The organism is Streptomyces sp. NPDC014995 (assembly GCF_043080745.1).
GTDB lineage: Bacteria > Actinomycetota > Actinomycetes > Streptomycetales > Streptomycetaceae > Streptomyces.
This window is the reverse complement of record NZ_JBIBVX010000029.1, coordinates 1-13,868: the sequence shown is the minus strand read 5'-3', so window position 1 is coordinate 13,868 and position 13,868 is coordinate 1. Positions and strand designations below refer to the sequence as shown.

Annotated in this window: 8 protein-coding genes and 1 pseudogene; 5 read left to right on the top strand and 4 right to left on the bottom strand. The window is 71.5% G+C overall.

Translation table 11 applies throughout. The features are described from left to right. Window positions 1-16: 16 nt before the first annotated feature. The 3 genes from ACF1A1_RS37690 to ACF1A1_RS37680 form a co-directional block, all read right to left on the bottom strand. Window positions 17-2,152: an alpha-galactosidase gene (locus tag ACF1A1_RS37690; protein ID WP_392006482.1), complete on the bottom strand. Its 2,136-nt coding sequence runs from the start codon at window positions 2,150-2,152 to the stop codon at window positions 17-19. A gap of 63 nt (window positions 2,153-2,215) precedes the next feature. After that, window positions 2,216-2,599 (bottom strand): hypothetical protein, encoded by a 384-nt coding sequence (locus ACF1A1_RS37685; RefSeq protein WP_392006480.1) that lies wholly within the window; start codon window positions 2,597-2,599, stop codon window positions 2,216-2,218. A gap of 59 nt (window positions 2,600-2,658) precedes the next feature. After that, window positions 2,659-5,028: a xyloglucanase gene (locus ACF1A1_RS37680; RefSeq protein ID WP_392006478.1), complete on the bottom strand. Its 2,370-nt coding sequence runs from the start codon at window positions 5,026-5,028 to the stop codon at window positions 2,659-2,661. Between the two features lie 711 nt (window positions 5,029-5,739). Here ACF1A1_RS37680 and ACF1A1_RS37675 point away from each other — a divergent pair. The 5 genes from ACF1A1_RS37675 to ACF1A1_RS37655 all read left to right on the top strand — a co-directional run bounded on the left by ACF1A1_RS37675 (window position 5,740) and on the right by ACF1A1_RS37655 (window position 13,748). Further along, the gene (locus ACF1A1_RS37675; protein ID WP_392006476.1) at window positions 5,740-8,682 is read left to right on the top strand and encodes a glycoside hydrolase family 3 C-terminal domain-containing protein; all 2,943 of its coding nucleotides are present in this window, start codon (window positions 5,740-5,742) and stop codon (window positions 8,680-8,682) included. Window positions 8,683-8,802: 120 nt separating this feature from the next. Beyond that, window positions 8,803-10,185, top strand: coding sequence for a condensation domain-containing protein (locus tag ACF1A1_RS37670; RefSeq protein ID WP_392006474.1), 1,383 nt, complete (start codon window positions 8,803-8,805; stop codon window positions 10,183-10,185). Between the two features lie 638 nt (window positions 10,186-10,823). Beyond that, complete coding sequence (gene eda / locus ACF1A1_RS37665) at window positions 10,824-11,969, top strand: bifunctional 4-hydroxy-2-oxoglutarate aldolase/2-dehydro-3-deoxy-phosphogluconate aldolase (RefSeq protein WP_392006472.1); 1,146 nt, start codon at window positions 10,824-10,826, stop codon at window positions 11,967-11,969. A 79-nt stretch (window positions 11,970-12,048) separates the two neighbouring features. Next, window positions 12,049-13,035, top strand: coding sequence for an aldo/keto reductase (locus ACF1A1_RS37660; RefSeq protein ID WP_392006470.1), 987 nt, complete (start codon window positions 12,049-12,051; stop codon window positions 13,033-13,035). Continuing rightward, entirely contained in the window at window positions 13,026-13,748 is a 723-nt protein-coding gene (locus ACF1A1_RS37655) for a FadR/GntR family transcriptional regulator (RefSeq protein WP_392006468.1), read from the top strand. Before ACF1A1_RS37660 ends, ACF1A1_RS37655 begins: the two co-directional genes overlap by 10 nt. Window positions 13,749-13,773: 25 nt before the next feature. On the opposite strand, the pseudogene ACF1A1_RS37650 reads toward ACF1A1_RS37655, so the two are convergent. Beyond that, window positions 13,774-13,868: pseudogene (locus ACF1A1_RS37650) on the bottom strand (AbfB domain-containing protein); the annotation flags it as partial.

Below are 13,868 nucleotides of genomic sequence, written 5' to 3'. Positions count from 1 at the left end.
GCAGCAGGGACGGCGCTCAGCGAGCGTCCGGCTCCGTGCGGGTGATGCGCAGCAGCACCGCGGAGGGCGCGGTGGGCAGGGTCACGGTGAGGTCGGCGGTGTCCCGGTTCCAGACGGCAACGGCCTGACGCGCGGCGGGGTACAGCACCTCGACACGGGCCGCGTCGCCCGCCTGCTCGGGCAGCCGGAGGGTGGTGGTGGCCGGACCGCCCGGTCGGCGCCAGACAGTGAGGTAAGTGGTGGCGGGGGTGTGCAGGGCCAGGGCGATCCAGGGGGCGTCCCAGCAGGGAAGGCCGAGCGGCCAGGACGGCACGGCCCCCGGCAGGTCGGCGCGGACGGCTTTGTACACGGCGACCGCCTCGTGGACCAGGGCGCGGGCCTCGGGCCCCAGTTCGGGCAAGTTGCCGGAGAGGTGGATGCGGCCGAGGAGGGCGCCGGCCATGGTGAAGGCGACCTCGTCGAGGGAGTCCTCCGGCTGCGGATAGGCCCACACGGCGCCTTGCTCGGGGGTGACGGCGGTGGGTGCGGAGGCCGCGATGGGCGCGTAGAGCTGCAGGTTCTGCTGGTCGCTGGTGGACTGCAGTTGCAGCCGCGACAGCAGGGCGTGGTCCCATCGCATGCCGCCCGAGGCGCAGTTCTCCACCACCAGGTGCGGATGGCGGTCCAGGATGCCGTCGAGCCAGTCCAGATGCGCTCGGTTGTGGCCGAGCAGGCCGGCGCCCGGGGTCTCGCCGGGGTGGGCGCTGGTGCCGGAGCCGGGGTCGATGTTGTGGTCGAGCTTGAGATAGCCGACGCCCCACTCGCCGACCAGGCGGTCCACGACCTGGTCCAGGTGAGCGCGGGCCGCGGGGTGGCGCAGGTCCAGGTGGTGCCGGCCGGACTCCGTGAGGCGGACGCCGTTGCGACGGAAGAACGCCTCGTCGGGCAGGGACTTGGCCATGGGGCTGTGCACGCCGATGACTTCGGGCTCCAGCCACAGGCCGGGGACCATGCCGCGCTCGCGGATGCGGTCCAGCACCTCGTGGATCCCCTTCTCGCCGGGGAAGCGGGAGGCGGCCGGTTCCCAGGCGCCGACGGTGGTCCACCAGCCGCCGTTGTCGCCGTCGTACCAGCCCGCGTCGATGACGAAGTACTCGGCGCCGGCCTCGGCCGCCGCGTCGATCAGCGGCAGCAGCTTGTCGGTGGTGGGGTCGCCCATCAGGCAGTTCATGTAGTCGTTGAAGATGACGGGCAGACGCCGGTGATCGGTGTGCGGGCGGCGGTGGGCGCGGCGGTAGCGGGTCAGTGAGGCGAACGCGGCGTCGGGGCCGCCGTCGGCGCTGAAGGACAGGGCGGCGGGTACGGTGCTGAAGACGGCGCCCGGTTCCAGAGGGTGGCGCCAGCCGTGGTGGGCGTCGGTGGGCCCGAACAGTGCCGCGTAGGCCGCATGGTCGTGCTCTTGGCACTCCCAGCGCCAGCCGCCGCCGTTGTGCTCGATCTGCCACACCCAGGTGCGGCCGGTACGCCGGTCCGTCAGGCCGCCCATGGGCAGGTGTCCGCAACTGGACCAGGTGCCCTGGCCGTTCAGTGCGAAGCCGGCCTTGCCGTGCCCGTACTTCACGCGTCCGCTGACGTCAGGGGTGGTCCGGCGCATCGGCTGCCGCTGCCAGCGGCACTCGGCGAGCCAGTCGTTGTCCGCCCACAGCAGGTCGGCGGCGTCGACGGCCGCCGGGTCCTGCGGGGTGAGGCAGCCCACCGCGAGCGAGCTGACCGACTCCAGGTGCAGCGTGGTCCGCCCTTCATTGCGCAGGGTCACTTCGCTGCGGAGCACGGGGATGCCGTCCGGCGACCGGTAGGTCACCTCCGCGACCAATCCGGTTTCCGGGTCGTGGAGATGCACGGTCAGCGTGTGCCAGTCGCCGTCGCGGGCCGCGCGGTGGGCCCGGTGGCGCAGCCGCCCGCCGAGAGCTGTCCCGATCAGGCGGCTGCCCGACCAGCCACGGCCGTGACCCGCGGCCGTCACCTCCACCAGCGGCAGGGACGCACCGGGGTCGCTGCCCGCTTCGCCGGGCAGTCCGAGATGCGTCAGGCGGGCGCTGCCGTCGTCGCCGAGGACGAACTCGAGATGCAGGGCGTCGTGACCCCAGCGGAAGCTCCGCTGTCCGTTCTCCATGGTGTCCTTTCCAGGTCAGTGGCCGTGGTGTGCGGCGCGGTGATGCACAAGGGCGGCGCGGCGTCAGAAGCCCACGGCGCCCCAGGAGTGAGCCGTATAGTCGCCGGGCCCGAATTCCCAGCCGGCCATGACGCTGTTGAGGTAGTGGTCGCCTGTGTAGAAGCCCCTGTTCAGCCCGTAGTTGAAGAACGGGATGAGGCTGCCTGACCACCAGCCGGACTTGCTCCTGTCCAGGAAGCTGAGGGTGTGGCCGCCATTGCTCCAGGTGTACTCGTAGATGTCCCAGGTGCGGCCGCCCAGGCTGACGTTGGTCGCGGCCGGGATCGCGTTGCCGGTCGCGTAGTGCTTGAACCAGTACGTCCGTGACGCTGCCACTGCCGAGTTCGGCAGGGTGAAGACGAGAGCCAGAGCCGTGAGAAGCGCGGCCCAGCCGATACGGGATTTCATCAGCCCTCCGGAACGTGTGCTGAGTGGGGGGATCACACAGGGCGGCCGGGAGCCGAAGCTCACCTCGGGCCGCCGTAGATGACTCCGCGTCCGTTCGTCCCGAAGTAGACGCGACCGTAGATCCGGGGGTCTCCGGTCATGGTGTTGCCGGTCCAGGCGTACTGGTGCCGGTCGTCGTTGATGCGGATCCAGGTCCGGCCCGCGTCGTCGGACCGGAAGATGCCGCGCACGCCGTGGATCTTGGAGCTGGTGTAGACGGCGGGGTACGGGGACCCGGGTGCGGCCTTGCCGAATCCGACGACGTCGCCCTGGTCCACCACTTCGAACCCGGTGAAGGACGATCCGGAGTCGGTCGACCGCCACAGCCCGTACGGTGTGGGGGTGGTGGGCTTGTTGGTGCCGCCGGCCAGCCAGATGTCGCCCTCGTGGCCCGGTACCGGCTTGAAGCGGACGTTGCCCGCGGTGGGCAGGCCGGTCGCCGCCGTGGCCTCGAAGCTCTTGCCGCCGTCCGTGCTGAGGTAGAAGACGCCGGCGTCGTAGGCGTAGAACTTCGCCGGGTTCACCCGGTCGGAGCGTACGGGGACCCCGGTCGGCAGCCCCTTCGAGGCCGTCCAGGTCGCTCCGTGGTCGTCGGACCAGCTCACCGGCGCTCCGGCTGGGGACCAGACGATCCGTCTGCCGTCGGCGCTGATGGCGACGGCCTGGTCCTCGACTCCGGGCCCGGTGACGCCGGCCGGCTCACTGCGCGACGGCGTCCAGGTGTCGCCGCTGTCGGTGGAGATGGCGAAGTGCTGGGTCCAGCCGCTGGTGGGGTGGCCGACCCGCACGATCGTGTGGGGCGCCAGCTCCGCGTAGTCCAGGGCCGGGGTGCCGCCGAAGGTCGGGCTGTCGTACATCTTCGGCGCCTTGCGGAAATCCGTGTGCCGGAAGCCGCCGACGTCGCCGACGCCGGAGAAGAGGTGCGCCGCGCCGACGGGCGGGCTGATCACACACATGACGGCGGTTTCCTCCAGGCCCTGGGCCCGCACGGACAGGTGCACCGTGCCGCCGCCGTCCCAGTCGGTCAGGTTGTCCGCGCCGTAGATCGTCGCGCCGGTGCCGTACATGAAGTGGTCGGAGTCGAAGGGGTCGATCTGGACGGACTCCATCATCCAGCCCAGCTTGGGCGCCATCTCGGGCAGCGACGGCGAGGCGTTCCAGGTCAGCCAGGGGGCGGCGGAGATGTCGATGTCGTAGCGCAGGGTGCGCTCGGCATTCGGGCCCAGGTCCCACGCGCGGGTCCAGCTCGCGCCGCCGTCGGTGGAGCGGAAGAGGATGCAGTCGGGGTACCACTTGACCTGGGTGGACACCATCAGGGTGTCCGGGTTCTGCCGGTCGATGGTCAGGCCGCTGTAACCGTACTGGTTGTCGTCGCTGGTGGACGGGACCGGGCTGATGCGGGTCCAGGTGCCGGTGGCGGTGTCCAGCTTCCACACGTCGCCCTTGGAGCCGTCGTACGGGCCGGCGGTGTCGCTGGTCGCCAGGTACAGGTAGCCGCCGACGTGGTCGAAGACCGCGTGGTGCGGGATGAAGCCGGTGGGCTGTCCGGGGACGCGTTCCCAGGTCGCTCCCGCGTCGGTCGACCGGTACAGGATGTTGTCCTTGTCGGCGACGGTGACGTAGAGGGTCCGGGTGGCCCTGCCTGCTCTGCCGGTGCGCTTGTCGAAGACGACTTGCAGCACGCCCAGGTTGTCGCCGTTGTATCCGTCGGGGTCGGTGGGGTCGGGCACGAAGTCGCCGACGTTGGGGAAGTTGGTCACCTGCGCGAAGGTCTTGCCGTGGTCGGTGCTGCGCCACAGCCCGTGGCCCCCGCGCACTCCCAGGTAGAGGATCCTGCTGCGGTGGGGGTCGATCGCCAGCCGCTCGCCGATGCCCCGGCCGGGCATGTTGCCGCCCAGCCGGAACGGCAGGGGAGTGGTCTTCCAGGTGCGGCCGCGGTCGGTCGAGCGCAGGATCGCCGCCATGGTCGGGTCCCAGTCGGGGAGGGTGTAGGTGCCCGCCGCCAGGTAGACGCGGTCGGGGTCGACCTCGTCGGTGGCGATGCTGATGATGCCGGTGTGGCCGTACTCGTCCCAGCCGATCCAGTCGGTGAGGGGGACCCACCGCCGGGACGCCGTGTCGAGGCGGTAGGCGCCGCCGATGTCGGTGCGCGCGTACACCAGTCCGGGCTCGCGCTGGTTGAAGACGATGCCGGTGACGAAGCCACCGCCGACTATCTCGGCGTTGCGGAAGGTGTAGGGCGTGTGTCGGACCTTCCCGGCCACGCGGGCGGATGTGGCGGATGTGACGGGTGCGGCCGAGGCACCGGAGGGGGCGAGCAGGGGGAGTGCGGCCGTGGCCGCGCCTGCGGCCAGCAGGCCTCGGCGGGAGAGATGCGGGGCATGGGTCATGACGGGTCCTTGCCTTTCGGGTGCGGGTCCGTACGGGGCCTGCGCACAAGCCGCGGTCCGGCCGGCCGGCTCCAGAAGGCGATTCCGCAGGCCTCGTCCGGCGCGACGAGGGTGCCGTACCGGTGGGGCGGCCGGAGTCGGGGGACCGCCGAGGCGCTCGGTGATGGATTCTCCGTCGCTGAGGCCGGAGTTGGTCTCCACGCCGGCGGCTGTTCGCGGGACGACTCGGCGGTTCATCTCACTGCTCATGTCGTTGCGGCCCTTCGTTTGCGTCGATCCGACCGACGGGCGGGCAGACGCTGCGTCGTCCGGTGGTCTCATGTCCGGAGGGCGGGAGCAAACCGAGTCGACGCGCTTCGACGTTTCGGTGAGAGTAAGGCCGTGCTTCCGGGGGCGACAACGGCCCGCCAAGGTCACTTTTCGGTAACAGGCACGGTCGTGGGTGAGAGCACGCACCGCCCTCCATGTGGCTTTGCCCCAGGTGAGCTGGTCTTCCAGGTGAACTCTCAAAGAGGAACGCCGGCGCCGGACGAATGGCTCGCGACGGCTGGGCGGCCTGTGATTGACACACGACTCACCGTCATGCCAACGTCGAAGCGCTTCGATTCCCTCCGCGACAGTGTGATCGACAAAAGCGGTACGCCGCCCGGCTCCGCAGTCGCCCACGGTTCCCACGCCTTCTCCGTCGACCTCCTGCAAGGGACTTCTCAGGTGAGTACCGCCGCCACATCCCCCGAGCCGCCCACCACCGACCTGCCGTTCCGTGACCCCGCGCTCCCCCTCGCCCGGCGAGTCGACGACCTGATCTCCCGGCTGACGCTCGACGAGCGCATCGAGCTGCTCTACCAGTACTCACCAGGAGTCCCGCGCCTCGGACTGGCCCCCTTCAAGACCGGGACCGAAGGGCTGCACGGCGTGTCCTGGCTGGGGCCGGCCACCGTGTTCCCGCAAGCGGTAGGCCTGGGAGCCACCTGGGACGAGGAGCTGCTGCACGAGGTCGCCACGGCCGTCGGCACCGAGGCCCGCGCCTTCCACCAGCGCCCCGCCGCCGACGGCCACCGGCACAGCCTCCAGGTCTGGGCCCCCGTGGTGAACCTGCTGCGCGACCCCCGCTGGGGCCGCAACGAGGAGGGATACGCAGAGGATCCGCTGCTCACCGGCCGGCTCTCCGTCAGCTTCTGCCGCGGGCTGGCCGGGGACCACCCGGTCTATCTGCGCACGGCACCGCTCCTGAAGCACTTCCTCGCCTACAACAACGAGGACGAGCGCGACATCACCTCCTCCGTGGTACCGCCCAGGGTGCTGCACGAATACGACCTCGCCGCCTTCCGCCCGGCGATCGCGTCCGGCGCCGCCACCGGCGTCATGCCGGCCTACAACCTCATCAACGGCCGCCCCTGCCATGTCAGTCCACTGCTCGAGACCGAGGTACGGCGCTGGGCCGAGCCCACCGGCCACGAGCTGTTCGTCTGCAGCGACGCCGGAGCGGTGACCAACCTCGCCGAATCGGAGCACTACTTCGACGACCATCCCACCTCCCACGCGGCGGCGGTACGGGCCGGTGTCGACAGCATCACCGAACTGGACGAGGACGGCAGCATCACCCTCGGCAGGCTCCGCACGGCGGTCGACCGCGGGCTGCTCACCGAGGCCGACATCGACCGCGCCGCGCGCCGCCACCTGTCGATACGCTTCCGCCTCGGCGAGTTCGATCCGGACCTCGACCCCTACGCCGGCATCCGCGACGACGCCGTGGACAGCCCCGCCCACCGGGCGCTCGCCTTGCGCGCCGCCACGGAGTCGGTGGTGCTGCTGAAGAACGACGGCGCACTGCCGCTGTCACCGGCCCCCGGCGGGCGCGTCGCGCTCGTCGGCCCGTTGGCGGACACCCTCTTCGAGGACTGGTACAGCGGCACCATGCCGTACCGGATCACCATTGCGACCGGCCTGGAGGCGGCACTCAAGGAGCACGGCGCCGAAGCGGTCCGCGCGGAGGGAGTCGACCGGATCACGCTGCGCGCCGCCTCCACCGGAGGCCTCCTGCGCGTGCCCGCGCTCGACCCCGGCGGGCCCATGGTGGCCGGCGCTCCCTCGGACGAGCAGGAGACGGGCGACAACGCCGGCCACGACCTGTTCGACTGGGGTGAAGGCGTGCTGACCCTCCGCAACGCGCGCACGGAACGCTACGTCACCCTCAAGGACGGCGACCTCACCCTCGCCGCCGACCAGACGCAGCCGAACGGCTGGTTCGTCCACGAGACCTTCCGGCTGGAACCCCAGCCGGACGGCACGGAACTGCTGCGCAACATCAGCAACGGCCGCTACGCCGCCGTGGACCCCGCCACCGGCCGCGTCACCCTCTCTGCCGAAGCCCCCGAGCAGGCGGAACGCTGGACCCGAACGGTCGTCAGGGACGGAATCGCCGAAGCCGTCGCGGCCGCCGCCTCGGCGGACGTCGCCGTGGTCGTCCTCGGAAACGACCCGCACATCAACGGCCGCGAGACCGAGGACCGTGCGGGCATCTCGCTGCCGCCCCCGCAGGAGGCCCTGCTGCGCGCCGTCGCCACCGAGCGTCCCGAGTCGGTACTGGTCGTGATGAGCAGCTACCCGTACGCCGTCGACTGGGCGGACGAGCACCTGCCCGCCGTGGTGTGGACCTCCCACGGCGGGCAGGAGACGGGCCGGGCACTCGCCGCGATCCTGCTCGGCGGGGCCGAACCCTCCGGACGGCTCCCGCAGACCTGGTACCGCGGCGACGACCCCCTGCCCGGCCGCCTCGACTACGACATCATCAGCGCCGGCTGGACGTACCAGTACCACGACGCCGCACCGCTGTACCCCTTCGGGCACGGCCTGTCCTACACCAGCTTCGCCTACTCCGGCCTGCGGCTGTCCGCCCGGGAAGCGACACAGGACGACACCCTGACCGTGAGCGTCGAGCTCACCAACACCGGGACGCGCACGGGCACCGAGACCGTGCAGCTCTACACCCGCGCGCTCGCCGCCCGCCATCGCGCGCCCAGGCGCAGACTGACGGACTTCCGCAAGGTCTCCCTCGCCCCCGGTGAACGGCGGAGGCTGGAGTTCGACCTGCCCGTCGCGGCCCTGGCCCACTGGTCCGTCTCGGCGGGCGCCCTCGCCGTGGACCCGGGGCCGTACGAGATCCTGATCGGGCACTCGGCCGAAGCCATCGCCCTGACAGCGCCCCTCACCGTGACGGGGCCGGCGCTCCCCGCCCGCACTCTCCTCGGCGGACGACTGGAGGCCGTCGACTTCGACGAGTGCGAGGGCGGCACGCTCGTCGACGCCACCCGGGAGAAGGGGGAGGCGGTCACCCCGGCGACCGGTGACATCCCCTGCGCACTGCGCTACGGCTCAGTCGACCTGGGCAGCCCGGCAGACGGGCCGCGGGTCATCACGGCCGAGGTGTCGTGCGCGACGGAGGAGGACGCGACCGTCGAGATCTACGCCGACGGCGCTCCCGGTGCCGGAACCTTGCTCGCCGCCCTCCGCGTCACCACCGGCACCGACGGCCGGTGCGACTGGCGCACGGTCAGCGCGCGGATACCGGAGGAGGTGACCGGGGTGCACGATCTGCATCTCGTTCTGCGGGGCGGCGTCCACCTGGCCGCGATCGCCGGCGGGACGTGCTGAGGAGCGGCGGGACGCGGCAAGAAGACGGTCCGCCCCCGCGTTCCACACTTTCCGAGCAGTGACGCACGGATCTATCCTCTGCATGAACGTCGTCCGTACCGGAGGAGGGCCGGGGCGGGTATGCGACAGACCGCACGCCATGACGTCGTCTTCGTCGCCGGCACCGCCGGAGAGCATGAACTCACCTGGTCGCAGAAGGCCCATGAACGCGAAGGATGCCACCCCCATCTCCACGGACCCCGCAACAGGAACGTACGGATGGGGCGGGCACTGGACGGCCGGCCCGACATGTCCGCGGTGCTGCATGCCTTCGCCGCGGTCATGGCTCACTTCGAGGCGCTGCGCACCCTCTATCCACGTGACGCGGACGGACACCCGCGCGCGGTCGTCGTGGCTTCCGGCGTGCTCCGGATCGACGAGTACGCCTCCGACGCCCCGCCGACCTACGACGAGCTGAGCGCCTTCACGCTCCGACTGGCCGAGCCCGGATTCGCGCCGGACGACCTGCCGTTGCGGGCCGCCGTCATCACCGTGGACGGCAGACCCATCCACATCGCGCTGTCCTTGCACCACTTCTCGGCGGACACGACGAGCGCCCGGATCGCGGCCGAACACATAGCCCGACTGGTCGCCGATCCGGGCGCCGACCTCGGCTCGGGGTGGCAGCCGCGGCAGATCGCGAGCTTCGAAGCCAGTCCCTCGGGGCGGCGGCACGCCCATCGTGTCGACACCCATGACCGGGCCATGCTCCGTCGGTCCGCCATGCCCGAACTCCAGGCGCCCCCGGGCCACAGGGCCGCCGTCTACAACTTCGTATGCCTCGACTCCGCGGCGGTCGCCCTCGCGGCAGCCGCTCTGGCGAAGCAGTACCGGACATCCGCGGCCGCCGTCCTGCACGCCGCATACGCGCGCACGCTCGCCGAGCACCTCGGCATCGGCACCTGCGTGTTCAACACCGTGATGCCCAACCGGCACACCACCATTGCCCGCGAGGCGGTGGCCCATATCGCCGGCAGGGCCCTCGTCCCGGTCGACACGTCCCTGGGCAGCGACCGGTTCCCGGCGCTGTGCCGAGCCGTCGACGCGGCACTCGTCAGATCCTCCTCCGTCAGCCTGCGAGAGCCCGACCGCTACGCCAGATCCCTGGACGAGGTCTCCGCCGAACTGGGCCGCTCCGCACACAACCCGTACGTGGTCAACATCCGCCCCATAGCGCCCCGCACGCTGATCCGGGCTCGCACGGACAGGGCACCGCAGGACCTCGACCGAGCCATGGCCTCCAGCCGTTACCGACGATTTCCCAAACCCGTCGACGCGTACTCCGGGAACCTCTCCTTCGATGTGTGGGGCATGTCCGAGACGGCCGGAATCAGTCTCGGGACGGACGCGACGTCGTTCGACGCGACGGATCTCGAACAGATACTGCGGTCCTTCGAGAGCCGGCTGGTCGCAGCCGCGATCGGCGGTCACGCCGCAAGGAGCGCCTCCTTCGCCGGCGCATAGGGCGCGGCGGAGCGCGGATGGCCGGCGTCGAGATCACTCACGACGCCGGGTGTGCTGCCTGATGCGAGCGGCCTGCCTCTCCGACTGAGCATGTGCTGCGGTTTTCCGGGCAACGGTGCCGCCGTCGGTGCAACGCGTCCCACTTTCGGATGGCCGGAGTCCGGCCTGTCGGCGGGGGTGGTCCCGCTGGTCGGGGGAGTGTGCGGCTTCGGGCGCCGCGATGGGATGGAGGTGCAGGTCAAGGCCGAGAGGAGCGGGTGAATGAGCACCGTCGGGCCCAAGACGGCGCCTGTGTCGGCGAGAGCCCTGGCAGTGGTCTCCGGCACGGTGCCGGCCGCCGTGGCCGCTGACACCCGGGGCGTACGCGCGGACATTCGCGCCGATGTGAACCGGGACGGGGCGGTCGACGTCACCGGGGATTCCGCCCAACGCGTCAGGACCGGGGCGGCACACAGCATCACCTCGTCCGTGGAGGTGCGGCCGCCGTCGGTGACGGTGAACCGTACGGTGATCCGGCCGTCCCAGCCCTCCCGTATGACGTCCCGCCCGTCCAGGCCCGGGACCGTGCGCAGGGGTGCCAGGTGTTCCGGCGTCCGTACGACGTTGCCCTGGGCGTCGTTGCAGGCCTGGAGCCGGGCATGGGACAGCCGGCGGCCGTCCGGCGGCCTGGTCTTGCAACGCCGGTGCGTGTCACCGAGGCCAGCACCATCTTCAGCGCGTCGAGCAGGCGCTGGTCGTGGACCGCGGCCGGCAGGATCCCGGCCAGCGCAGATTTGCCGAGCAGTCCTACCCGGCGGGCCGGATCATCACCGGCCGGCACGGCTCGCGGCTGTCCGCGCACACCACCTTCCTCAAGGGCCCGGCAGGCACAGGACCCGCGGGTGCTCGACACCGGAGGGCTCGCCATCGGCCACGTGGACGAGTTCGTGCAGTTCCTGCCCGCGGGCACCGCGCGCGGCCGGAAGATCGGCATCGCCGACCCGGAGGGCACGCTCGCCCTGCTGCGCAAGGCACAGCGTGACGGGCACGGCCACACAAAGGCGTTCTCCACTCAGCGCTCCTACGCCGAGGGCCACGCAAGGCGATCCTGGACCGCATCCCGGCCGGCTGCACGGGGTCGTCCTGCCCGTCGACGGCGGATGGCTCGGCCGATGACCGGCACCGACCTGGCCTCCGTGCTGGACGGCGCCCGTGTGCTGCCGGTGCTGACCATGCGGCACGTCTCGACCGCCGGCCGGCTGGCCGACGCGCTCGCGGCGGGCGGTGCCGGGTGCGCCGAGGTCACCTACCGCACCCCCGATTCCGAGCCGGTGCTCAAGGAGATGGCTGCCCACGGTGGTCTGACCGTCGGCGCCGGCACGGTCGTCACGCCCCGGCAGGCGGAGCGGGCCGTGGCGGCCGGGGCCCGCTTCGTGGTCTCGCCCGGCTTCGATGAGGAGGTCGTCGCGAAGTGCCGCGAGCCGGGGGTGCCCATGGTTCCCGGCATCGCCACCGCCACCGAGCTGATGCGCCCCCTGAAGGCGGGCCTCGACACCGTCAAGCTCTTCCCCGCCGAACCGCTCGGCGGCGTGAGGGCGCTGCGAGCGCTCGCGGCGCCCTTCCCGCGGACGCGCTTCGTACCGACCGGCGGGATCGACGCCTCCCGCTTGGCCGCCTACCTCGCCGACCCGGCGGTCCTCGCCGTCGGCGGCAGTTGGCTGGCCACTGCCGCCCACCTGGAGCGGGGCGACCACGAGGAGACCCGCCGGCTGACCGCGGAGGCGGTGGAGAGGAGCATGACGTGATCGACGTGGTGGCCCTCGGCGAGGTGATGCGCGCTTCGACCCGGGCGAGGGACGCATTCGCACCGCCCGGACCTTCCAGGTGTGGGAAGGCGGCGGCGAGTACAACGTCGTACGCGGACTGCGGCGCTGCTGCGGCCTGCGCACAGCCGTCGTGACAACGCTCGCCGACAACGCGGTGGGCCGGCTCGTCGAGGACCTGATCCTCCAGGGCGGCGTCGACACCTCGCTGATCCGCTGGGTGCCCGACGACGGCATCGGCCGCACCGCCCGCAACGGCCTCGACTTCGTCGAACGCGACTACGGCATCCACGGCGCGCTGGGCGTCAGCGACCGCGCGCACACCGCCGTATCTCAGCTACGCACAGGGGATGTCGACTGGGACACGGTGTTCGCGGCCGGGGTGCGCTGGTTCCACACCGGCGGCATCTTCGCCGGCCTGTCCGACACCACGGTGGACGTCGCGGACGAGGCCATGGCCGCGGCCCGCCGCCGTGGCGTCACCGTCTCCTACGACCCCACCCTCGCCGAGCTGCGCGACCAGGGTGTGATCGGCGCGATCGGAGCCGGCATGAACCAGTCGGCGATGCTCGCCCGCTTCCTGCGCGAGACGGCTGCCGACGTGGTGATGCCGGCCGGGCGCTACACATTCCTGGACCAGTCGGCGCTGGACGACGTCCTGCCCGCCGCACGAGAACTGGGCAAGAGCGTGGTGGCGGTGGGGGTCTTCAACTCGGGACTGCTCTCCCGGGACCGGCCCGCCGAGGGCATGAAGTACGACTACCGCGACGCACCACCGGCCCTGGTCGACCGCGCTCGGGCGATGGCCGAGGTCTGCGAGGCGCACGGGACCACCCTGCCCGCCGCCGCGATCGCCTTCCCGAACACGCATCCCAGTATCATCGACGTCACCCTCGGCATGCGGACTGCGGAACAGGTCGGACGAAACGTGGAACTCCATGGTCAACACGTCCCCGACGGCCTCTGGGACGATCTTCGCACTCAGGGGTTGATCCGGTCGGACGTGCTGTCGGGGCATGGTGGGGGGAGGGATGCGCGGTGTCTCTGACGGACAAGGCCATCGAACAGATCCGTGAGCTGATCCGGACCGGTGCGCTGCCGCCGGGCTCGAAGCTCCCACCGGAGCCGGACCTGGCCGCCCAGCTGGGACTGTCCCGCAACCTCGCCCGCGAAGCGGTCAAGGCGCTGGCCGTCGCCCGCGTCCTGGAGGTACGGCGGGGCGACGGCACGTACGTGACCAGCCTCCAGCCGAGCCTGCTCCTGGAGGGTCTCGGCGGCGCGGTGGAGCTGCTGCAGGGCGACTCGGTCGCCCTGCAGGACCTCATGGAGGTACGGCGGCTCCTCGAACCGATGGCCACGGCCCTCGCCGCCCCCCGGATCTCCGACGCCCAACTGGCCGAAGTGAAGCGGCACTTGGACGCCATGCGCGAGGCCCGCGACGACGTCGAACAACTCAACGCCCACGACGCCGCCTTCCACCGCGCCGTCGTCTCGGCCACGGGCAACGAGACCCTCCTCACCCTTCTGGAAGGGATCTCCGGCCGCACCCTGCGCGCCCGCATCTGGCGCGGCCTGGTCGACGACAAGGCCGCGGGCCGCACCCTCGCCGAGCACGAGGCGATCTTCACCGCGCTGTCCACCCGTGACGCCGCCCTCAGCCAGGCCGCCGCACTGCTGCACGTGAGCAACACCGAGCAGTGGCTGAGGGAACACCTGCGCTCGGCCGAGCCCTTCCCCGTCCGGACGACAGAGCGGAAGTGACGGGCGGGCGGCGCCGGCTCACTGTGGAGAGGCCGGCCCGGGCCGTGAAGGAGGCGTCAGCGGCGAACAGCGACGTCCCGTCGTTCTTCTCCACCCACACCTCGTTGTTCTTGTGGCGCA